The sequence below is a fragment of the Leucobacter salsicius M1-8 genome (assembly GCF_000350525.1).
Lineage (GTDB): Bacteria > Actinomycetota > Actinomycetes > Actinomycetales > Microbacteriaceae > Leucobacter > Leucobacter salsicius.
Genome location: NZ_AOCN01000022.1, coordinates 75,974 through 98,411 on the forward strand (window position 1 = coordinate 75,974; position 22,438 = coordinate 98,411).

General features: G+C 66.9%; 19 protein-coding genes. 9 read left to right on the forward strand and 10 right to left on the reverse strand.

What is annotated here, in order from left to right; genetic code table 11:
• The first annotated feature begins 99 nt into the window (after positions 1-99).
• From C795_RS0109505 to C795_RS0109520, 4 genes are all read left to right on the forward strand, one after another.
• The gene (locus C795_RS0109505; protein ID WP_017793522.1) at positions 100-1,638 is read left to right on the forward strand and encodes an ABC transporter substrate-binding protein; all 1,539 of its coding nucleotides are present in this window, start codon (positions 100-102) and stop codon (positions 1,636-1,638) included.
• A 73-nt stretch (positions 1,639-1,711) separates the two neighbouring features.
• Complete coding sequence (locus C795_RS0109510) at positions 1,712-2,653, forward strand: ABC transporter permease (protein ID WP_017793523.1); 942 nt, start codon at positions 1,712-1,714, stop codon at positions 2,651-2,653.
• A complete protein-coding gene (locus C795_RS0109515; protein WP_017793524.1) occupies positions 2,650-4,479 on the forward strand; it encodes a dipeptide/oligopeptide/nickel ABC transporter permease/ATP-binding protein in 1,830 nt (609 codons plus the stop codon). The genes C795_RS0109510 and C795_RS0109515 overlap by 4 nt, the downstream gene beginning before the upstream one ends.
• Positions 4,476-5,315 (forward strand): ATP-binding cassette domain-containing protein, encoded by an 840-nt coding sequence (locus C795_RS0109520; protein WP_017793525.1) that lies wholly within the window; start codon positions 4,476-4,478, stop codon positions 5,313-5,315. Before C795_RS0109515 ends, C795_RS0109520 begins: the two co-directional genes overlap by 4 nt.
• A 164-nt stretch (positions 5,316-5,479) precedes the next feature.
• Here C795_RS0109520 and C795_RS17860 read toward each other — a convergent pair whose 3' ends face one another.
• The 8 genes from C795_RS17860 to C795_RS0109565 all read right to left on the reverse strand — a co-directional run bounded on the left by C795_RS17860 (position 5,480) and on the right by C795_RS0109565 (position 14,345).
• On the reverse strand, positions 5,480-6,580 hold the full coding sequence (locus C795_RS17860; protein WP_083879205.1) for a type IV toxin-antitoxin system AbiEi family antitoxin domain-containing protein: 1,101 nt from the start codon (positions 6,578-6,580) through the stop codon (positions 5,480-5,482).
• 286 nt (positions 6,581-6,866) lie between these two features.
• On the reverse strand, positions 6,867-7,217 hold the full coding sequence (locus C795_RS0109535; protein ID WP_017793527.1) for a nuclear transport factor 2 family protein: 351 nt from the start codon (positions 7,215-7,217) through the stop codon (positions 6,867-6,869).
• 79 nt (positions 7,218-7,296) lie between these two features.
• The gene (locus C795_RS0109540) at positions 7,297-8,709 is read right to left on the reverse strand and encodes an aldehyde dehydrogenase family protein (RefSeq protein WP_017793528.1); all 1,413 of its coding nucleotides are present in this window, start codon (positions 8,707-8,709) and stop codon (positions 7,297-7,299) included.
• Between the two features lie 67 nt (positions 8,710-8,776).
• Positions 8,777-10,126: a multidrug effflux MFS transporter gene (locus C795_RS0109545; RefSeq protein ID WP_232225470.1), complete on the reverse strand. Its 1,350-nt coding sequence runs from the start codon at positions 10,124-10,126 to the stop codon at positions 8,777-8,779.
• The gene (locus tag C795_RS0109550) at positions 10,123-11,151 is read right to left on the reverse strand and encodes an alpha/beta hydrolase (protein WP_017793530.1); all 1,029 of its coding nucleotides are present in this window, start codon (positions 11,149-11,151) and stop codon (positions 10,123-10,125) included. The genes C795_RS0109545 and C795_RS0109550 overlap by 4 nt, the downstream gene beginning before the upstream one ends.
• Positions 11,144-12,211 (reverse strand): alpha/beta hydrolase, encoded by a 1,068-nt coding sequence (locus C795_RS0109555; RefSeq protein ID WP_017793531.1) that lies wholly within the window; start codon positions 12,209-12,211, stop codon positions 11,144-11,146. Before C795_RS0109555 ends, C795_RS0109550 begins: the two co-directional genes overlap by 8 nt.
• Before the next feature lie 2 nt (positions 12,212-12,213).
• Complete coding sequence (locus C795_RS0109560) at positions 12,214-13,182, reverse strand: aldo/keto reductase (RefSeq protein WP_017793532.1); 969 nt, start codon at positions 13,180-13,182, stop codon at positions 12,214-12,216.
• Positions 13,183-13,226: 44 nt separating this feature from the next.
• Positions 13,227-14,345, reverse strand: a complete 1,119-nt coding sequence (locus C795_RS0109565) for a zinc-binding dehydrogenase (protein WP_017793533.1) — start codon at positions 14,343-14,345, stop codon at positions 13,227-13,229.
• A gap of 176 nt (positions 14,346-14,521) precedes the next feature.
• On the opposite strand from C795_RS0109565, the gene C795_RS0109570 reads away from it, so the two are divergent.
• Positions 14,522-15,943 (forward strand): amidohydrolase family protein, encoded by a 1,422-nt coding sequence (locus C795_RS0109570; RefSeq protein ID WP_017793534.1) that lies wholly within the window; start codon positions 14,522-14,524, stop codon positions 15,941-15,943.
• 360 nt (positions 15,944-16,303) lie between these two features.
• Here the strand turns inward: C795_RS0109570 and C795_RS0109575 are convergent, their stop codons facing one another.
• Complete coding sequence (locus C795_RS0109575) at positions 16,304-17,041, reverse strand: SDR family NAD(P)-dependent oxidoreductase (RefSeq protein WP_017793535.1); 738 nt, start codon at positions 17,039-17,041, stop codon at positions 16,304-16,306.
• Positions 17,042-17,188: 147 nt separating this feature from the next.
• On the opposite strand from C795_RS0109575, the gene C795_RS0109580 reads away from it, so the two are divergent.
• Complete coding sequence (locus tag C795_RS0109580; protein ID WP_017793536.1) at positions 17,189-18,187, forward strand: aldo/keto reductase; 999 nt, start codon at positions 17,189-17,191, stop codon at positions 18,185-18,187.
• Positions 18,188-18,301: 114 nt separating this feature from the next.
• Here the strand turns inward: C795_RS0109580 and C795_RS0109585 are convergent, their stop codons facing one another.
• A complete protein-coding gene (locus C795_RS0109585; RefSeq protein ID WP_017793537.1) occupies positions 18,302-19,024 on the reverse strand; it encodes an alpha/beta fold hydrolase in 723 nt (240 codons plus the stop codon).
• 167 nt (positions 19,025-19,191) lie between these two features.
• Between C795_RS0109585 and C795_RS0109590 the strand changes: the two genes are divergently transcribed.
• The 3 genes from C795_RS0109590 (at position 19,192) to C795_RS0109600 (ending at position 22,429) form a co-directional block, all read left to right on the forward strand.
• Complete coding sequence (locus C795_RS0109590; protein WP_017793538.1) at positions 19,192-20,166, forward strand: methyltransferase; 975 nt, start codon at positions 19,192-19,194, stop codon at positions 20,164-20,166.
• An 80-nt stretch (positions 20,167-20,246) separates the two neighbouring features.
• Positions 20,247-21,344, forward strand: a complete 1,098-nt coding sequence (locus tag C795_RS0109595) for a phosphotriesterase family protein (RefSeq protein ID WP_157487063.1) — start codon at positions 20,247-20,249, stop codon at positions 21,342-21,344.
• On the forward strand, positions 21,341-22,429 hold the full coding sequence (locus C795_RS0109600) for a phosphotriesterase family protein (protein ID WP_017793540.1): 1,089 nt from the start codon (positions 21,341-21,343) through the stop codon (positions 22,427-22,429). Before C795_RS0109595 ends, C795_RS0109600 begins: the two co-directional genes overlap by 4 nt.
• Positions 22,430-22,438 lie beyond the last annotated feature (9 nt).

A 22,438-nucleotide genomic window follows, 5' to 3' on the forward strand; every position in this document is an offset into this window, starting at 1 on the left:
CATCTCGCACTCGAACAGCGATCGTTCGGCGCATGGTGGCACTGACACAACGGAGTCCTCTACCTACACCCCCATGTCCTGGAACCGAGAGAAGAAGACATGAAGAAAACACTTACGGGCCTCGCGGCACTCGCCGCGGCCGCGCTCGCTTTGACCGCCTGCTCGGGCGGAGGTGGAAACGCCGCGGGTGGCGAAGAAGCCACCTCGAGCGCAAAGCCACTCAGCATCGGAAACTTCCTAGACGTCACGTCTTGGGACCCCTCGCTTGCTGACGTCGGATTCGACGGGCCCTACCTGTCGGCGATCTATGACCCGCTGCTCGCCATCGACGAGAAGGGCGAACCGCAGCCCGCCCTCGCAACCGACTGGGAGGTGTCAGACGACTTCAAGAAGATCACTATGAACCTGCGCACGGACGCGAAGTTCTCGGACGGGACGGCGTTCGACGCCGACGTAGCAGTCAAGAGCCTGGACTACCTCAAGGCCGGCGTGCGTTCGCAGGAGGCCTACCTCAATGTTGAGAGCTTCACTGCCACGGACGAAGACACCATCGAGATCAATCTCACCCAGCGCGACGACACGATCCTGTACTTCATGGCGCTCGGTCGCAGCTACATGATGGCGCCCGACGCGATCGCCGCGGGCACGCTCGCGGAGACCCCCGTGGGCTCGGGGCCGTACACGCTGGGCGACTCGTCGATTCCCGGTGCCGAGTACCACTTCGACAAGGTCGCCGACCACTGGGCTGCCGCAGACTTCCCGTTTGACCCGCTGACCGTCAGCCCGCTGTCTGACGCTACGGCCATGCTCAACGGCATGGAAAGCGGCCAGTTCCAGCTGATCTATGGCGACAAGACGGCTGCCGACATGGCACCAGACTACGACTGGAACGTCTCGAGCGGCCTGTCCATGTGGGTGGGGCTGCAGTTTGCGGATCGCGTCGGGCAGAGCGAAATGGGCAAGCCGATCGGCGACCTTAAGGTGCGCCAGGCGCTCAACTACGCGTTCAACGGCCAGGAAATGGTCGACACGATCGCGCAGGGTGTGGGTGAAGGCACGAACCAGGTGTTCCCCATCGACACCCCGGGCTATGTCGCGTCGCTGACCGACCTGTACGCTCCGAACATGGACAAGGCGAAGGCACTGCTCGCAGAAGCCGGATACGCCGATGGTTTTGACATCACCATGCCCATGTCGCCGCAGTTCCAGCCGTGGCAGGCCATCGTCGAGCAGACGCTCGCCGACCTGAAGATCAAGGTCACCTGGAAGGAAACCGACTTCATGCAGTACATGTCGGTCGCCCCCGAGTACCCGATGTTTGTCGGCGTGATTGCGATGGACTCGAACCCCATGGCCACGATCGAACGTCAGATCTCGAAGCCCCAGTGGTACAACCCGAACCCGGGCATCGAGGCCTTCCCTGACGTTGCCGCGCAGCTCGAGATCGTCAATACCGCGGCGCCGGGCGACGAGCAGACCAAAGCGATCGAGAAGCTCAACGAGCTGGTCACCCAGAACGCATTCTTCTCGGTGTGGTCGCAGTCAACCAACATGTACATCTCGACCGCTGACTTCACGGTCACACCGGTTACGGGCATGATGTTCCCGACGCTGCGCCAGGTCGAACTGGCGAGCTAGTAGTAGTGGGGATCCCCGACTCTCGGGGATCCCCACTTCTTCATTCCACCTCTGATCCGACACCGGAGTCTTGATGATCACCTTCACCCTCAAACGGTTGCTCTCGGGAGTGATCCTGCTGTTCGTCGTGGCGACTGGCACGTTCTTCCTCGCGCACGCCGCGATCCCCGATCCTACCCTCGGTCTTCTGGGGAGCGCCGCGACTCCGGAGTCGCAGGCGCTACTTGCCCAGAAGATTGGCACCGACCGACCGATCCTTGTGCAGTTCGGCGAGTGGTTCATGAATTTGCTGCGGGGCGACTTCGGCGACTCGTGGAAGAACTTTCAGCCCGTGGGTAGTCAGCTTGCCCTGAAGCTCCCCGTGACGCTCTCCGTAGTGACCGTCGCGATCCTGCTGTCGGCCCTGCTCGGTGCCGTGTTCGGGGTGGCAGCTGGCCTGCGCCCGGGCACCTGGATCGACAAGCTCGTGAAAGCGAGCTCGGTGATTCTCTTCGCACTGCCCGGGTTCTGGGTGGCACTCGTGCTCGTCATGACCTTTGCGGTGCAGCTGCGATGGTTTCCAGCCGTCGGATATGTTCCCCCCACCGAGTCCCTGGGCGGTTGGCTACAGTCCATCGCCCTCCCCGCCATCGCGCTGGCGCTCGGCGCCGTCGTGATGATCGCAGAACAGCTGCGCAACGCCATCATCCAAGCGGACAATCAGGACTACGTGCGCACACTGCGTAGCCGCGGGCTCCCCGCGCCTCGCATCGTGATGCACCTGCTGCGCAACGCCGCACCGGCCTCGCTCACGATTCTCGCGCTCATGTTCGTGGGGCTGCTCTCGGGCGCCATCATTGTTGAGCAGATCTTCGCGCTGCCCGGTATCGGCCCGATGACACAGTCTTCATCGCAAAACGGCGATATTCCGATGCTGCTCGGGATCACCGTCATCACCGTGATCTTCGTCGTCATCATTAACTTCCTGCTCGACGTGTTGCTCGGCTGGATCAACCCGAAGGCGCGTGTGAAATGACCTCACCACTCACCGACAACATTGACTCTCGGGCCGTCAAGCGCGGCTCGCTGTTCGTTCGCCTGCTGCGCAAGCCCGCGGGAGCGATCTCGCTGGGAGTGCTGCTGCTCGTCGTGCTCGTGGGGGTCCTCGCCCCCTGGATTGCACCCTACGACCCCAACTTCGTCGACCTTGCCCTCACCCGGGCCGCACCCAGCGCTGAGCACTGGATGGGCGGCGACACGACCGGTCGCGACGTCGCCAGCCGCCTTATTTGGGGCGCTCAGATCACCCTCTGGGGTGCGCTCGTGGCGATCGTCACTTCGCTGGTGATCGGCGTCCCGTCGGGCCTCGCCGCCGGTTACTACGGAGGCAAGTTCGATCGCGTCGCCACCTGGGTGAGCGACGGGCTCCAGTCGATTCCCGGCATGATCATCCTGCTCATCGTGGGAGCGAACACCGGCAACGACTTCAACATTCTGATGGTGACGGTCGGTGTCTTCATGGCCCCCGGCTACTTCAGGCTCACCCGCTCGACCGTGCTTGCGGTGCGCGGCGAAGCCTACATCGACGCGGCACGCGTGTCGGGGCTCTCTGACGCGCGCATCATGACGCGCCACGTGATCAAGCAGGTCACCGCCCCCATCGTGATCCAGTCGGCCCTCACCGCCGGCATGGCCATGGGCATGCAGGCCGGCCTCCAGTTTCTCGGCATCGGCGGCGGCACCACCCCCGGTTGGGGCGCTGCCATGAACGAGGGCTTCCGCGTCATGCGCACGGACCCGCTGCTGCTGCTCTGGCCGTCGCTCGCGCTCGGCATCACGATCGCGGCGCTCGCGATCCTCGGTTCGACCCTCGCCGACGTGATCAGCGTCAAGACGGTTGCGCTGTCCCCGCGAGAGCGCCGCAACATCGCAAAGCAGAATGCGCAGAAGCTGCCCATCGGGGCGACCACGACCACGACGGGAACCATCTCGGTCGCCGCGGTCGACTCGGCAGTGCGGCTCGAGAATCTGCGCGTCAACTACGAAACCCCGGCGGGCCCGATCGAGGTCGTGCACGGCATTACGCTCGACGTGGCCCCCGGGGAGGTGTTGGGAATTGTAGGCGAATCCGGATCGGGTAAGTCGCAGACGGTGTTCTCGATGCTCGACCTGTTGCCCAAGTCGGGCTACTACACCGCTGACGCGATCTGGATCGGCGGTGAGGACGTGACGACCCTGTCGAAGCGGGACCGTGCCCAGCTCCTCGGTCACGAAATCGGCTACATTCCGCAGGAGCCGATGTCGAACCTCGACCCCTCGTACTCGATCGGCTACCAGCTGATTGAACCGCTGCGTGCCGTGCACGGCATGTCCAAGGCGGAGGCCCGCGAGCGAGCGCTCGCCATGCTGGATCGGGTCGGCATCGTCGACCCCGAGCGCGTCATGAAGTCGTACCCGCACGAACTCTCGGGGGGCATGGCACAGCGCGTGCTGATCGCCGGTGCGATCGCAGGTAAGCCCTCGGTGCTCGTCGCCGACGAGCCCACGACCGCCCTCGACGTGACGGTGCAGGCCGAGGTGCTCGAACTGCTGCGCGAGCTGCAGACCGAGTACGAAATGGCGCTCATCATCGTCACCCACAACTTCGGCGTAGTGGCAGACATCTGCGACCGCGTCGTCGTGATGCGATCCGGATCGATCGTCGAGATTGATGACGTCGGCCCAATCTTCGCGGACCCCGAGAACGATTACACCCGCGAGCTGATCGCGGCATCGCTCGATGGCGCGGCGAGCCGGGCCGAGCTCGACGCCGCAGCCGCACGCAACATCGCGGACGCCCGCGCGAAGGAGGAAGTCGCATGACCGCGAACGAACCGCTGCTGCGGGCCGAGAACGTGATCGTCGAGTACGGCACGAAGCGTAATCCGAACCGTGTGCTGCACGAGGTGTCGCTCGAGGTGGGTGCCGGCGAGTGCGTCGGGCTGGTCGGGGAGTCCGGATCGGGCAAATCCACGCTCGGCAAGGCCGTGCTCGGCCTCGTGCCGGTCGCGGGCGGCAAGATCACGTTCGACGGGCGTGATATCACGCACCTGAAGGGCCAGGCGCGGCGGGATCTAGCGTCGGATATTCAGGTCGTGTTTCAGGACCCGTACGGCTCACTTAATCCAAAGATGACCGTGGGCGAGATCCTGTCGGAGCCGCTGTCGACCGCTGGGACCGACCGAGCCACGGCGCGCGGGATCGTGGGCGAGATGCTCGAGCGCGTGAGCATGCCCGCGAGTGTGATCGACCGGTACCCGAGCGAGTTTTCGGGCGGGCAGCGGCAGCGGATCGCGATCGCGCGGGCGCTCGTGCGCAAGCCTCGGCTCATCATCTGTGATGAGCCGGTGAGCGCGCTCGACCTCACGACGCAGGCCACGGTGCTTGACCTGCTGATCGACCTGCAGCGCGAGACGGGGGTGTCGTACCTGTTCGTGTCGCACGACCTGGGCGTGGTGCGCAGCATCTGCCACCGCGTGGCCGTGATGTACCGCGGCAACCTGGTCGAGGTCGGAGATGGCGACGCGGTAACGCGTAGCCCGCAGCATCCGTACAGCCAGCGGCTGCTCGCGGCGTCGCCGGTGGCCGACCCGATCTTGCAGGCTGCGCGTCGTGACGAGTGGCTGGCGCTGCGGGAGCGGCAGGCTGCTTCGGCGTAGCCGGGGAGCTGGCTGCTGCTCGCATCGTGACTAATGTCTATCTTTGATACGAATGTCTACGGTTTGGTCGCTCTGGTCAGCGGCCAGACCGTAGACATTCGTGCAACTCGTGGTCAATAGTGGCCTGGCCTGGCCTGGCCTGGCCGAAGCAGGGCAGCTTCAATTTAGAGCCGCTGGAGGAGAAGCTGATTGACCCGATCATCGAGACCTGGAAGCGGTCGGCCCAGGTAGGGGATACTGAAATCGCGGCACATACGCGCAAATGATTCCCGAGATGAGGGCTCCATGGCTCCCCAGCGCACGCCTCGCGATCTCGTCGATCCCTCGATCCACTCTTGCCGGCGTTTTTCGGCGTAGAGCACCTCTTCGACAGTTCGGTCACCGCGCATTTTCCTATCGGTGTATTTGACCCGGCCGTCACACTCGCCAAACATTCCAGCTGATGGAAACCAGAAGTCGACATACCACCACCGACCTTCGCGGCCCCGCACGCGCCATTGGGACTCGAACTCGACCCCTAACTGCAGCATGCGCAGTCTGCTCACTGACTCAAGTGGTGAGCTGGCCCCGGGGTCTGCGAATGCCAGGATCGCGCGCAGTGAGACGTTGCCCGGCGCTCGAGGAGCAGACTCGAGGGTTCCGTGTACCTGGGCGCGCCATTGTTGCACCGAAGCGACATCAACCTCATTGCCGACGGCGAACGCACGGTGCAAGAGCGCATCGACGCACGCGAGTGCGATTACAAATGGTTCGCTTCGGGCAAGATCCGCAGCGGTACGGGCCAGCGTGGTGCACGAGATTGCCGAGTGAGGGAGGAACACCGCAGGCACTGACAGTGCACGATGGCGCACAAGCGAGCGGGAGGTTGGAGCAGTGTTTGGGCTGGTTACGGAAATATGTGGCACGAGCGGATCGGGGGAATTGTGGGTTCGTGGAGCCAGCTTGGAAGACTGAGCGCTTATCGCCAACCTCGCGAGCCACGACGACCATACCGGTGCCCCCAGGAGAGTCGCAGCACTTCGATGTGAGAACACCGGGGGACTGGACGCGGCAGTTTGAGCTGCGAGTATCGCAACGACGTGCTGTTGATCGATCCTCAGCTCGCGCCACTGGTCGCCCGCGACATAGTACCCCGGACGAATGCGTCGCAGGTCGCCCCGCTCGACCAGGGTGCGGAACGATCTGCGTGACACGCCCTCGGCCTGGACCTCGGCCGCAGTGAGTAGCAAACGTCGCGCCGCAGGGATGAAATCGTTGTTACCCATACCAACGAGTGTCGGTCGGCGGTGCGCAGAGTGGGGCAGTAAACGCGAATTTGTGGATACATCGGCGGCGAAGGTGTGAATTCAAGCCCTGTGGACGGCGCGACTGGTGCCTATCCGCGGTACGGGTGGATACGGTTTGTCCCACTTTCTGAACGACCAAACCATATGCGCTTGTACGCGGGATAGACATCAGTGCGGGCAGGGCGAGTGCCAGGTCAGGAGCCCAAACCAGAAACGGCCGCGGCTCCCAGTGAGAGGGGGCCGCGGCCGAAGTCCGAGAGACTCACTACACCGTGGTGAACACCTTGCTCGCGATGCGCCACACGCCATCGCGGCGCACGAGCCCGAAGTGGTTGCGGAAGTTCGCGCCCAGGAAGTTCTGCTCGTCGAGGATTGCGTGTGCAACCTCTCCGGTGACCTCGATGCCGTGGATCTCGGAGCCGTAGTCGGCGCCCGCGGGCTCGGCCGCCGCGATCACATTGGCGGCAAAATCTGCCCCCGACTGCGTCACGTAGGTCGGGCCGAGATAGCCCCACATGATCGCGTTCTCGTCGAACGCGTCGGCGACCACGGCAGCGTCAGCGGCCTTGCATCCGTCAACATACTTCTGCACGGCCGCGCGTACCTGATCTTGCATAGTGGGTTCCTTTCGAGTGTGGATCCTGCGACTCGCTCCGCTCGCGCAGGATGACGAGGGGGTGCAGCCTTTGTGCGTGCTAGCCGCTGATGACCTGCGGCTCGGCGACGGATTTGAGGCCCATCACGCCAAACTCGCGGCCGTACCCCGACTGCTTCGCGCCGCCGAAGGGGATCATCGGGTGGAGGCCACCGTGCGAGTTGATCCACACGGTGCCAGCCTCGAGGCGGGCCGCGACCTTGCGGGCGGCGTCGCGATCCGCGGACCACACCGACGCACCGAGGCCGACCTCGAGTGCATTCGCGAGGCGCACGGCCTCATCGACGTCCGTGTAGCGAATGATCGGCAGAGCGGGGCCAAACTGCTCCTCGAGCACCAGATCCTGCTGCGGGTCGATATCGGCGACCAGCGTGGTGGGGTAGAAATTGCCTGCGGCTTCGCGATCCGGATCGCCACCGAGCACGACCCGGGCACCCGAGGCCTTAGCCGACTCGACGAGCCGGTCGACGATGTCGAACTGGGGCCGGTTCTGCAGCGGGCCGAGCACGTTCTGCTCCTCGAGGCCCACACCCATCGGCACCGCAGCCGCGACCTTGGCAAGCTCCGAGACCACGGCGTCGTAGACCGAATCGTGCACGTAGAGGCGCTTGAGCGCCGCGCAGGTCTGGCCCGTGTTGATGAATGCGCCCCAGAACAGGTCCTCGGCGATCGCGGCGGGGTCGACGTCGGGCAGCACGATGCCGGCGTCATTGCCGCCGAGCTCGAGCGTAAGACGCGTGACGTTGGGTGCCGAGGCCTCGATGATGCGCTTGCCCACGGGGGTTGAACCCGTGAACATGATCTTCGAGATCTTGGGGCTACGCGTGAGCGCGTCGCCCACGGTGCTGCCGGGGCCGGGCACGATGTTGAGCACGCCCTCGGGGAGCACCTCGTTCATAACGGCCACGAGTGCGAGCACCGACAGCGTGGTGGTCTCTGCGGGCTTGATGACGACGGTGTTGCCCATGCGCAGCGACGGCGCAATCTGCCAGATCGAGATCATCATGGGCCAGTTCCACGGCGAGATCGCGCCGACCACGCCGAGCGGGCGGTAGTGCATCTCGGCGTAACCCGACTCGTCGTCGACGATTACCTCGACGGGCAGCGGGGTGTCTGCGGCGGCCCGCGTCCAAGCGACGCATCCGCCCACCTCGAAGCGGGCGTTGGGGCCGTTGAGCGGCTTGCCCTGCTCGCGCGAGAGCAGCTCGGCGAGCGGCTCAGCCGCAGCCTCAATCGCGTCTGCGGCCTTGTGCAGGTACGCGATGCGCTCCTCATCGGAGAGCGCGGCCCACGAAGGCTGCGTCGCCTCGGCCTTGTCGATTGCGGCCTCGAGCGTCGCGACGTCGTTGACCGGGGCCTCGGCAATGAGCTCGCCCGTGGCCGGATCGAAGACCTCGCGGGTCTCGCCGCTCTGCGCCGAAACTGTGGCCAGCAAGCTGTCGTATGTATTCATGGTTCCTCCACTTTGAGACCGGTCAGTGTCTTCAGCGTAAACCGGTCGGGGCGATTGGGGGTTGTCTTCAGGGGACCTGCGTTTGCGTTTGCGTGACCGTTTCGGTGCGCACTGCGCTGGACACTGTGCTCGACGCTGCGCTTGGCGCGGCACTCTGCGCGGCGAGCTGGCGCGGCAGTACGCGCCGGATCGCGAAGATCGCGATGCACGCGGCCAGGGTCGCTCCGGCCGCGATCGTGCTCGCCATGGTGAGCGTGGATGTTCCAAACCCGGCCGAGACGAGGGGCGCGGCCACGGCCCCGGCCGTGAACATACCCATGCCGAGCAAAGCCGAGGCCGTTCCCGCACGGGAACCGTGCGCCCCAAGGGCGAGGGTCGTGCCGTTGGGGCCGCCGAGCCCGGCCGCTCCGATAAAGATTGCCAGCAGCGCGATGAACGCGATCGTGTGGGCGCCCAGCAGCGTAGCGACGAGCAGCAGGATCGCGGCGATGGCGCCCGCGATCTGCCCGGTCATATACATGCGTGCGGTGCCGAGGCGCCGCACGAACAGCCGGCTCAGCTGCGCGCCACCGAGTTGCGCGAGCGCGTTCATCGCGAAAATGAGGCTGAACAGCTGCGGGGTGAGCCCCAACTGATCCTGCAGCACGAAGCTCGACATCGACAGGTAGGAGAAGAACGCGACGCCGCCCAGGCACGACGCGGTCATGAACGCGACGAACAGCGGGTCGCGCATGACTGTGCCAATGTGACCGGCGGTGGTGCGCACCACACCACCCGAATGCCGCCCGTCGTGCAGCGTTTCTCGGAGCCCGAGCGTGGCCACCGGCACGAGCACCGCTCCCACTCCGGCGAGCACGAAGAAGATGCCGCGCCAGTCCATGAATCGAGCGAGCTGCCCGCCGATCACGGGCGCAATGATCGGCGTAAGCGAGGTCACCAGCGCGAGCAGCGAGAGCATGCGCGAGAGCTCGACGCCCTCAAACAGGTCGCGCGCGACGGCCATGCTGATGACGACTCCCGCCGCACCGGCGAGGCCCTGGAAGAATCGGGCCACCAGTAACACCTCGATCGTGGGCGCCATCGCGCACGCGGCAGACAGCACCGCGAACAGCACCACCCCGGTCACGAGCGGCTTTTTGCACCCATACCGATCGGACAGCGGCCCCGCGATGAGCTGCCCGACGCCCAGCCCGATCATGCACACCGACATCGTCGCCTGCGCGAGCGCGTCAGTGGTGCCGAGCGTACGCGCGAGCTGTGGCAGCTGCGGCAAGTACAGGTCCATCGATAGCGGCCCGAAGGCCTCGAGCAGCCCGAGCACGAGCGTGATGCGCAGGAGGCCCATGGGGCGCGCGGATCCGGATCCGGGCCGCACTGCACCGGCTGCCCGGCGCGTGCGCCCGCGACGGACGCTCACAGCGCGAGGATCCGGCGCCACCGGCTGTCGCGCGCAGTGTTTGCGGCCTGTGACACGACAGCGTCGGGGGAGAAGCCGTTGAACCCGTGATAGCCGCCAGCCCAGACGTGCAGCTCGGCTGATCCGCCCGCCGCCCAGATGCGGCTCGCATACGCTACGGTCTCGTCGCGAAACACGTCAGCGGCCCCCACCTCGAAGTATGCGGGGGCGAGCCCCGCAAGGTCGGTCGCATGGATCGGCGCTTGGTTGGCGGTGACCCGGTCGGTGCCGCGGTCGGCGCCGACGTATGCGTCCCAACCGGTGTCGTTGTTGTTGCGGTCCCAGGCCCCGATCCCGTCGTACTGCCACGCCGAAACCGTGTCGTTGCGGTCGTTGATCATGGGGCAGACGACGAGCTGGCCGGCGAGCGGGACCTCGCCCCGGTCTCGGGCCATGAGCGCCACCGCGGCCGAGAGTCCGCCGCCCGCTGAAGCTCCCGTGACCACGAGGCGCGCTGGGTCGATGCCCAGCTCTGCGGCGTGCTCGGCCATCCACACGAGCGCCGCGTAGCAGTCCTCGGCAGCGGCCGGGGCCCGGTGCTCGGGCGCGAGACGGTACTCGACCGCGACGCCCACGACCCCGTAGCGTTCAGCGAGATCGATCAGGTCGCCGGTCGCAAAAAACCTGGTGCCGAGCACGTAACCGCCGCCGTGAATGCTGAGCACGCCCGGGGCCTGCGGTTTCTGATCCGGATCAAAGCTCGCGGGCCGCACGATCGTGATCTCGACCTCGGGAGCGCCCGCGGGCCCCGGGATCACGCGGTGTTCCCAGGTTACGGCGCGACCGGCCGCCTGCGCCTCCATGGGCGGAATGACGGTGAGAAAGTGGGCGCGATTCTCGAGAATCGTGTGCTCCCGCAGCGGGATGCGCTCGACGAGATCCATGAAGAAGGCGAGGCCCGCTTCGAGCTCGGAGTCGTAGGGCACGGGGGTCGGCCGCGGCTCGGGGGCCACGGGGCGGAACGGGGTGATGGCCTGATCAGGCATGCTGGAGCTCGCTTTCCGTGGGGCTGGTCACGACCGTGCCGACGACGCGGCGCAGCCAAGAGTCGCGGCTGGCGAGCGCGGCCCGCGCGATCTCGCTCTCGGGGGCGTACATGTCGAAGCCGTGACACCCGCCCGACCAGACGTGCAGCTCGGCCTGGCCGCCGGTCGCCCAGATGCGGCTGGCGTAGTCGGTGTTTTCGTCGCGGAACATCTCGGCCGCGCCGACCTCGATGAGGGCGGGCGGGAGACCCGACAGGTCGGTGGCGCGCGACGGTGCCGCGTAGGCGGGCGCCTGCTCCGAGAACGCGAGGTCCTCGCCGAGCACGCACCGCCACGCGAGCAGGTTTGCGTCGCGCGGCCAGGTGCCGATGCCGTCGTACTGCAGGCTCGACGGCGTGGAGTTGGTGTTGTCGATCATGGGGCACAGCAGCAGTTGCCCCGCGATGCGCGGGCCGCCGCGGTCGCGCGCCATGAGTGACACCGCGGCCGCGAACCCGCCACCGGCGCTGCCGCCCATAACGATGAGGCGATCCGGATCGCCGCCCAGCTGGGCCGCGTGCTGCGCGACCCAGCTGGTGGCGGCGTAGTTGTCCTCGACGCCCGCGGGGAAGGGATCCTCAGGGGCGAGCCGGTACTCAACGTTGATGCCGATGACGGTGTGGCGAGCGACGAGGTCGGCCACGCGCGCGTGCTCCCACGAGCGGTGGCCCACGATCATGCCGCCGCCGTGGAAATTCACGAGGATGGGAAGGAGCTGTTGCTCAGCGGGCGTCTCCGTACCGGGGGCGCGACCGGTGGGCGTGAACACCGTAATCTCCAGCTCCGGGGCGCCGGCGGGCCCCGCGATCGTGAGCTCCTCGTATGACACAGTGAACTGCGCGGCTACCTCGGCGGCACCCGGAAAAGCCGGGCCCGCGCCGCGCATGTGCGGCAGCGTCTCGAGGCTCATGGGTGGCTGCGGATTGGCCGCCATGGCCTCCAGCACGGGTGCGATCTCGGGATCGAACGGCACGGGTGCCAGCTGCGGGCTGCCCGCCGCAAGGGGGGTCTGGTTCGTCACGATTACGGCCCTTCGGGGTTGACGACGTCGCGGTCGGCCCAGAACGGGGTCACGAGCTCGCGAATGGTGGCGGCGCCCGAGCGCTCGAGCAGCTTCAGGCTGTCGAGGTTCGCCTCAAGCTGGGCCACGCTTGACGCACCGAAGAGGGTGTTCGCGGTCACCTCGTGGGTCAGCGTGAACGCGATCGCGAGCTGGGCGGGCGTTGCACCGAGCTGCTCAGCGACCCGCACGAAGCCGGGCACGTCATTGATGATGCGCTGGCGAATGCCGCCCGGGTCGCGGCCGACCTCGCGGTCGGTCGCGACCTTGCCTGCCAGGTAGCCGCCCTCCATCACATCTGACGCCTGCATCGCGAGCCCCTGATCCCAGAGCTTCTGGAACGGGGCACCGTCGGGAATGGAACGTCGCGAGACGCTGTACTTGAGCTGCGCCATGCAGGGGGCGTCGACGCCCTCGGCAGCGGCGATGTCGATGAGCTGCTGCACGTTCGAAGCCGACCAGTTGTTGACGCCCCAGGCGCGAATCAGGCCGTCGCGCTGGAGCTCAGCGAGGCTGAGCACGAGGTCGCGCAGCTCGAGGTCGTCGCGGCGCAGGTCGCCGAGCACGACGAGGTCGGCGTGCTCGCTGCCCACGCGAAAGAGCGCGCCCTCAAGCTGAGGGCGGAAGCCGTGCTCGGGGTCGAAGCCCTCGAGCCAGAGCTTGGCTGAAAGCAGGTAGTCGTCGCGCTTGATCTGCGCGGCGCGGACCGCGGCCGAAAAGATGATGTCTGTGAACGCAGGCGGGAAGCCGGGGGCGCTGTAAACGCCCACGTCGAACAGATTGATGCCGCGGTCGACGGCGGTGCGCAGCAGCTGCACGGTGTCCTCGAAGTGCATGCGATCGTAGACGTGCCAGGAGCCGAGCGCGAAGAGCGAGGTTTCGAGGCCGCTCGTGCCGAGCTTGCGGCGGGGGATCTGGGCGGTGGGGGTCATCGTTGTCCTCTCACGGGGTGGAATGGTTGGGGTGAGTCAGCTGGCTAACCGGCGGCGTCAATACGCGGGTCGATGACTGCCTTGACCTCGCCGAGCTCGTGCATGTTTGCGATGCGCGCGGAGGCGTGGGCGAGCCCGCAGGGGGCCGAGAACAGCTCATCCCAGGGGAAGCGATCAGCGAACGACTTGAAGAACTCGATCGAACGGAAATAGTCAGACACGTCCCCGTTGAGCGAACCGACGACGGTGAGTTCCTTGCCCATGATCGCCGACAGCGGGAACGCATCGCCGACGGGGCCGGTCGAGCCCACGACAGCGAAGGTGGCGCGCTGGGCCGCAATCGCGACGGCCTCCGGGCCGATGGAGGGGGCGCCCGCGAAATCGAGCACCAGGTCGGCGCCGTGCCCCCCAGTGAGTTCCATCACCCGAGCGATCGTCGCTTCAGATCCGGCAGCGATGTCGACGACCGCGTCGGCCCCGAAGCGCTTGGCAAGCTCGAGGCGGGCCGCGGGGGCGCCAACCGTGATGACCTGGGCCGCGCCCGAAATGCTGGCGACCGCCGTCGCGAAGATGCCCAGAGCGCCCGACCCCTGCACGACGACGCGCGATCCGGCACGAACGCCGCCCGCGCGATCGAAGGCGCGCAGCACGGTCTTGGCCGCGCAGCCTGCGGCCGAGGCCCAGGTGTCCTTGACCTCGGCGGGCAGCTTGAGTTTCTGCGCACCAGGCACGACGTAGGCGTACTCCGCGAGGCCGGCTGTCGCGAACGGGGCGGCGTCCGAGCGCTGGAGAAATCCGTAGCCGCGTTTGGCGCAGGCGACGGGCTGGCGCAGCACGGTGCAGCCGTAGCACTCGCCGCAGACCGACTCCGACCAGCCGATGCGGTCACCGACATGCAGCGGCTCGCCGAGCGCATCGACGGTGCCGTCGCCGACCGCGATGACCTCGCCGACCATCTCGTGGCCGAGCACCATGGGGAGCATGCCGGGGAAGGTCATCTTGCCCGCCCAGATTTCGATGTCGGTACCGCAGAGCGTGGTGCAGGTGATCTGTACGAGGGCGGCTCCGGGCTCGATGGCCTCGGGGAGGGGCAGGGTTTGCATGGTCAGCGGGGCGCCGTGCTCGGTGAGAACGGCTGCGCGGGTGGACGTGGGAATCGTCATCGAGTGCTCCAAATTCGTCTGTCGTCGACATGGCGCCTTTGCTCGCATGCCGATCATGTGGTTTTATTCTACATACGTTGAACTTAACGGGAAGCCCAAAGTTGGGTGTCCCGAATAAAGGCCGCACGTTGGCCATAACGCAGCCGAAGATGGCTGCAGGAGGAGCGATGACGCGAATGGACGCTGCAGAAAGCACGGGCAATGCTGATCTGGTGATGCGTGGAGGTGCCGTGCTCGTCATGGATGCGGCGGCGAGTCGGGCCAGTTCCGTCGCCGTGCGCGCTGGTCACATTATTGCCGTCGGCTCAGACGCCGAGGTCGATCACCTGGTGGGCGAAACGACGCGCGTCATTGACCTTGCCGGTCGGGCCGTGCTGCCCGGTATTAATGACTCGCACCTGCATGGATCCTGGCTCGGAGCGCGCTGGCCGCACACCTTCTTTGGTGGTGACCCGGCGGTCGAGCAGCCGACGGGCGCGCTCGTGTCGACCCGTGCCGAGCGCCGCGCCGCGATTGGGAAGGCGGGCCAGCTGCTGACCGAGCTCGGCATCACGAGCTACACCGAGCCCGGGATTGGCCCCGGCGAGGACAGTGGCGAGACCGGTTGCTTCCACAGCGAAGTGATCGACATTTACCGAGAGCTCGCTGATGCGGGCAAACTGAGCCAGCGCGTCACCCTGCTCGCGCTGTACGGCGTGCTCGACGGACCCAGCGATGTGGATGTCGTCGTGGATGGGATCCGGTCGTGCGTGGCGCAGGGCGAGGAGCGCGACCCCCGGTGGTTTGCCATTCCCGGAGTAAAGATCTTTGGCGATCTCATTCCACTCTCGCGTCAGGCCTGGACCTCGCACGCATACGATGACGGCACCCACGGCACCCTGCTTGTGAACGGCGACTCGATCGAAGAAAGGGCCGAGGGGCTAGCGGCGATGGTGCGCGAGGCGCATCTCGCCGGCCTGCAAGTGGGGCTCCATGCGACCGGCGACCTCACGATCGACCTCGCACTCGATGCGATTGCGGTGGCCGAGCGGGAGCCCGGGGCACCCGCGGCCCGAGACCTCGGGCACGTCATTATTCACGGTGACCTCGTCACCCCCGCGCAGCTCAAGCGCATGGCCGAACTGGGCGTGTGGCTCAATACGCAGGCGGGCATCGCTGCGCAGACCAACGGTTGGCTCGCGGGCATGCTGGGCGAGCAGGTCGCGGCCCAGGCCTGGCCGCTCGCCGCCGCGATCGATGCGGGCGTGCTCGTGCTCTCCTCGGACTCCCCGGTGCTCGGGTTCGACTGGCGCGTGGGTGTCGCCGACGCCGATGCAAGGATTCTTGCGACGCAGGCTGGTTCTGGTGGCGGTGAGGAGGGATCCGGATCGGGTCCCACGGGCGACGCGGATGCGCGGCTGCACGCCCTGCTGCGCGCCTACACCGCGGTACCCGCGGCGCAGGATCGTGCCGACGCCTGGAAGGGCACGGTTGAGGTGGGCAAGGTTGCCGACCTCGTGGTGCTTGAGCGGGATCCCTTCGATGTGGGCGCGGCCGGCCTGCCCGGTGTTGCAGTGGACATGACGGTGCTCGACGGTCGGGTGGTGTTTGAGCGGTAGTCGTGGGCGGGTTGGCGCCCACCCGCGCCCATTCGCGTCCGTGTCTACCTGTGTTTACGGTCTACCTGTGTTTACGGTTGCCTGGCTTCGGCTGGGCCTGAACGGCGGTGGCGCAACGCCCTGAACCCGACGCGACCGAAGCGTGACGAACCTCTATGGATGGGACGACGGCCTAGGGGATGGTCGCCCATCGAGGCGCGCAATTCGTAGCGCCTGGTGCCAAACCTAGGCCTTCGTCACTGCGACCCGGGGCGGGCAGCGCGCACGGCCGCCACCCTGCCCCAATCGCCCAATCGCCCAATCGCCCAACGCGCGACGTGGCGGGGACCGGCGCCCCCGCGCCCACGCCCCGCAAAAGCGCTACGTCAGCAGCTGACCCCCATCGACGGCCAAGCTCACCCCCGTGATGTGCGAGGCGCCCGCGAGAAACACGACGGCCGGGGCGATGTCCGAGATCTTGGCGAGGTCGCCGAGGGGGATCCGGCTCGACCAGGCCTCGCGTGCGGGTGATCCCTCGGGCATGCCCATCTCGAGCATCGGGGTAAGCACGGGTCCCGGGGCGACCGCGTTGACACGGATACCGTGGGCGGCAAGCTCGATGGCTGACCAGCGGGTGACGGAGTCGACGGCCGCCTTGCTCGACTCGTAGGCACCCATCCCGGGGGTGGGCTGGCGGCCACCGATCGACGAGATGTTGACGATGGCCCCGCCCCCGCCCGCGGCGATCCGGTGCCGCGCGAAGGCCTGGGTCACGGTGAAGGTGCCGACCACATTGACGTCGAGGATTGAGCGGTACGCCTCGGGGGTGAGCTCGGTGACGGCACCGTGCACCGAGAGGATGCCCGCGTTGTTGACGAGCACGTCGACGCCGCTTGGCTCGGAGAGCGATGAGAACGCACTAGCGACCGCGGCGGCATCAGTGATGTCGAGGGGGAGCGGGGTCGCCCCCAGCTCTGAGGCGGCGGAAGTCACGGCGTCCGCGTCGCGATCCGCGAGCACAACGTGATCGCCCGCTGCGATGAAGGCGCGGGCGATGCCCTGGCCAATACCGCCGGCGCCGCCCGTGATGAGCACTGTGCGAGGGGTGGGTGAAGACATGGGACTCCTTTGTCGAGGTTGTCAAGAATTGCCAAGGATTGCCGACCGCTGCCAGGGGTGTGATGGCGGCCACCGTGTTTATATTATACGATCGTAGAAAATAACGGGAGTGCGAACTCGTACCCCGCGTGCTGCAAGGAGGCGGTTGTGGAGTTTGACGGCAAGGTACCCACGCGAACACTTGGCCCGGGCGGCCCTGAAGTTCCGGTATTCGCACTCGGATCGTGGAACATCTGGGACCGCATGGACGCTGGCGGGCGTCGCGCGCTCATGTCGCGCGCGGTCGAGGCGGGGGCCGCGTTCTTTGATGTCGCCTACTACAACATGGGTCCGCACGCGGAGGCATCGCGCACCGACCTGCTCTTTGGTGAGACGCTGCGCGAGCTGAGCCTGGCGCGCTCCGACTATCAGCTCTGCGGCAAGCTGTGGCTCTGGGAGTATCCGGCCACAGGGTTTGCGGCACAAATGGACGAGTCGCTTGCGCGCATCGGTGCGGGTGCTGGTGGGCCCGAATCGTTCGACACGGTCGTTGTCGGAGACTTCTTTGGCGACATCGACATCGCCCAGGTGGTGCGAGACGTGCAGGCCGAGATTGCGCGCGGCAGCTTCGCCAGCTGGGGGGTCAACAACTGGCCAGCCGAGGCGCTGCAGCTCGCGCTCGACACCGCCCGGGTTGAGGGGCTCACGCCGCCCAGCTTTGCGCAGCTCAAGTACGGTCTCGTGCGACGGAGTATGGCCGAGGGAAATTACTATGGCCGCTGGTTTGGTGAGGGCACGTTGGCGCTGCAGGCCTCGGACGCATTCGAGGGCGGCATCCTCGTCGGCAAGCTCAACCCGAAGCGCAAGATCGGTGCCGACGTCGGTGGGATCCGCGAGCGCATCGTAGGAGCCTACCCCGAAGTGCTGCGCATCGCAGAGTCCTTCGGCGCCACCCCCGCGCAGCTGGGGCTCGCATTTTGCCTCGCCAACCCGGCGACCGCAAACGTGTTGTTCGGTGCCTCGAGTGAGGCGCAGCTGAACGACAACCTGGGTGCGATTACTCTGCTCGAGTCCGACGGGGCCGATGCGATCCGCGAGGCCACCGCCGAGCTGTGGCTCGACCGCGAGGTGCGGGCGGACGGCCTGTGGGAGTCGCCGGCTGCTTAGGGGTGCGTCTCTGAGTGTGGAGAGCAGTGGGCACGTGCGGCGGCTGTTGTTGAGTCGCGGCACGTGCCCACAGTGTGGTTGCCCCGGGCCGTGGCCCGGGGTGATGATCCGGATCTATTGGGCGAGGAACTCGAGCGCCGCTGCTCGAAACTCCGGGCTGTCCAGGGCGCCGCGGTGGTCGCCGGGCACTCGGGTGAGTGTGGCCTGTGGTAGTGCCTCCACGAGAGATTCGATGCCCTGAGTCATGTGGTCCTCGGAGCCCGCCACGAGCAGTGTGGGCACCTCGGGGCCGCCGGTTGCGGGGGTGAAGGGCTCCGAGGCAAGTCCGGGGATCAGCTGCGCGAGCGAGGCGGTATCGCGGCCGGGCGCCGAAATCATGCCGGCCATTATGCCGACGAGCGGATTGCCGGGGGCTGCACCGCTCAGTGCTGCCGAAAGCTCTGCGGGGTCAACCGCGGCGAATGGTTCGAAGGGGCTCGTGCCTCCGAGCACCACGCGCCGCACGCGCGCGTCTGCGCCGGGCAGCTCCCAGCCCAGGCGTCCGCCCAGGGAGTAGCCGATGACGTCGAGTTCGCCCGCGGGGAACTCGGCCGCCGCGGCACTCAGGATGGCTGCGATCACGGCGGACGCGGTGGCGTTAGCGGCACTCGCGATCGCCGGGCTGTCGCCGTGGCCGGGGAGGTCGACGGCAATTGCCGTACGTCCGGCTGCGGCGAGCGCCTCGCCCCAGCCCGTGTTGATGAAGTCTTCGGCGGCGCTCGAGGCAAAGCCGTGGATGAGCACGATTGGGGGGAGCATGGACTGTTCGGTTCCGAGGTGGTGCGTTGCGAGGGGCATGGAGCGGTACCTTTCGACGATGAAGCGGTTTGTTTTTCTATGCTAGTAGAAAATAAGCCAGTTACTCGCTGGACATTATCTGTCTACGCTTGTAGAGTTTCCCGCAGACCAACTCTTGGACACCGCTGTCCCGCCCGTCGGCAGGACCTGACACGCAAGGAATCCTCATGACCGCTACACCCGAACGCATCGTTGATATCGCCATTGGTTTCATGAGCGCTAAGCAGCTCGACGCTGCCAGTCGCATCGGCCTGTTCAAGGCGCTGGCCGACGGTGAGAAAAACGTGGCCGAGATCGCTCAGAAAACGAAGCGTTCGGAGCGCCAGGTGCGCACGCTCGCTGACTCCATGAGCTCGCTGGGCCTGCTTGAGCGCACCGCGGGTCAGTACTCCCTCGCCGCAGACTCCGCGAAGTACCTCTCGGGACAGGGTGAGATCGACCTGACCCCATTCATTGGGTTCCTCGGCGACATCAGCTACAAGCAGTGGCTCGGCTACGACCACACGGTCGACACCGATGAGGCCGGCACGCTGGACCTCGACGAGGCAGGGTGGGGCGAGTTCATGAACGGCGTAATGACGTACAACGCGCTGCATGCCGAGCAGTTCGGTGAGGCCTTCGATTTCTCGGGCTACCGCAATGCGCTCGACTTTGGCGGCCTGGCGGCGGGATTCTCCGTGGTCGCCATGGCGCAGAACCCCGAGCTCACCACCCGGTTCGTGTACGCCCCCGGCTTTACCGACGGCATCGTCGAGGCCGCGCAGGCCGCAGGCGTCGAGGGGCGCATCACGGTAGAAGAGGGCGATACTGAGACCACCAAACCCGGGGGAGAGCACGACCTGCTCCTGCTCCCCCACGTGCTCCATCGCTTCTCGGCCGAGCAGAACGAGTCGATCCTGCAGGCTGCCCGCGACGCCGCCGCTGACGGCGCCACCCTAATGCTGCTCGACTTCTTCCTGGACCAGGATGCTACGCAGCGCTCGATCGACGCGCTGCACGCGGGCGAGTACTTCAACATCGATGGCACGCTCGTGTACCCCATCGAGCAGGTCACCGAGTGGCTCGCCGCTTCGGGCTGGAAGTTTGATCGCCTCGTCGCGCTTCCCGGCAGCCCCCGCGTGCTCGTCGCCACCGCGGTCTAACCGCCGAGCCCACCGCCCCGGGCCGGCGATCACGCACCACCGCTGCGTGATCGCTGGCCCGAACCCTGTGAGGAGCGAATTTGACCCCCAAAATGATGACGGTGAGTGGCCCGGTCGACCCTGCAACGCTTGACCTTGTTCTCGCTGCGGAAACCCTGCTGTGTGCGCCGCCACGCAGGCCTGGCAACGCAGGCCTGCCCGCAACGGAGGCCGCGTTTGAACGAGCTTTGGTCACGATGGGTTCCCTGGGTAAGTTGCTCATGGGGGCTCCGAATCGAGACGACGAGACGCTCGATCCCATCGATGCGGAGGTGGCGCTCGATGCGCTGGCCGCACTCTGTGTGACGCGGTCGGCAGCGGCATCTCCCGCTATCGCGGTGACGGCGCTGGCCGGGCTGGGTTCGCAGGCCACGCCCGATCAGCTCGGTGCGCTCAGCGCGGCCAGCGGCGTTTCGATCGTGCGCGGCACGAACGGTCGGGGGCGTGCTGTGCGGCGCGATCCGGATCTCGGTTCTCGCCTCGCGCCGGAAGAATTTGCCGCAGCCATCTCGGCAGAGCTGGCGTGCGCGGATCACCCCGCGGGAATCGTCGGCTTCGTGGACTTGCCCCGCGATGCCGCGGCAGCGGCAGCGGTCGAGGCGGCAGCTCACGCCGCCCGCACCCACGGTGCGGCACTGGTGCTTGCGCCAGCCGAGCGCCTCGGAGAATTGCACGCCGGGCTCGCCGCGGTTGACCGCGCGGGGCTCGACCGTTCCCGGGTGATCGTGACGGGGGCCGCTGCGCTCATCGGGGCGCGGCAGTCAAACGGACACCCTGGAGCGGGCGTCGACGCGGCACGGGTGAGCAAGCTCGAGGACCTCGGCACCGCGATCTGCTTTGACGATCTGGGCCGGATCCCCAACACCTCCACCGTCGTGTCCGATCACGATGTCGCCGTTTCCATTCTGGGACTGGTCGAGCAAGGGGCCGGGGCGCGCGTGATCGTCAGTAGCGGGATCCGGAACAAACATCGGCTCGCGAGCCATGGCGGCAACGGGCTGCATTTCCTGCCGCAGCAATTCGTGCCCTACCTGCGGATGCTGGGGGCGAACGAGGAGACGCTACGCGCGATCGCAGGGGGCAACGCGGCCCGGATCATTGCGCGCCACCCCGCCGCGGTCGAGGAGCCCGCCCGATGAATGACGACCTGTTTGTTCCCAATCGCGAGGGGCTCGTGCAGACCGTGCTGGGGCTCGTACGCCCCGAGCTGCTTGGGCGCACGCTCATGCACGAACACATCTTTCTCGACATCCCCCGGCCGCTGCACTCCGCCGGCCCGCGTCCCGGGGAATGGGACAAAGCGGCCGAGCGCCCGCTCGCGCTCGAGAACCTCGCCGCCGTGCGCCAGGGGATGCCGGCTGCGGACAACGACGTGCTCGGTGACTTTGACGAAATGCTCGGTGAGGTCGGCGATTTTGTGAAGCAGGGCGGTGGCACGATGGTCGAGGTGACGCCGCGCGGCGTGGGCCGCGACCCGCGTGGGCTCTCGCAGCTCAGCCGCGCGGCCGGGCTGAACGTGGTGATGGGTGCCGGTTGGTACCAGAAGGATCTGCACCCGGTCGACTTTGCGACCACCTCGCTCGAGGCGCTCACCGAGATCATCGTGCGCGACGTGGTGACGGGCGTTTCGGTGGGCCCGGGCCAGCGAGTGCGCGCGGGAATTATCGGTGAGGTGGGGGCCGAAGGCGACCCCGTGCACCCCGAGGAGATGCGCAGCGTGCGGGCCGCCGGTCGCGCTTCAGCACTGACCGGAGCGCCCATCACACTGCACATGGGCGGCTTCGGCGAGGCGAAGCTACGCGTGCTCGACGCGATCGAAGAGGAGGGGGGAGACCCCCGCTCGGTGGTGTTCGGCCACGCGGGTACGATCGCCGACGACATGTCGCTTGCCCGTAGGCTGCTCGCTCGGGGCGTCACCGTTGAGGCCGATTTTCTCGGCACGACGGGGAGCCCGTGGGGCACCCTATTTCCGTTCACCGACCGCGGAGTCGCGCGCGGCTTCGCGGAGCTGGTCGCCGACGGCTGGGGCGCCCAACTCGTGCTCGGAGGCGATGTGTGTCAAAGGGTGCAGCTGCGCCGTTACGGCGGGCACGGGTACGGCTATATTGAGGAGCACTTTCTGCCGACGCTCGCCGAGTTCGGGGTGAGCGAGGCGGCGCTTGACGCGATGATGATCGACAACCCGGCACGAGTGCTCGCGTTTCGGGCGCCGAAGCGGGGATAGCCGGCCCCG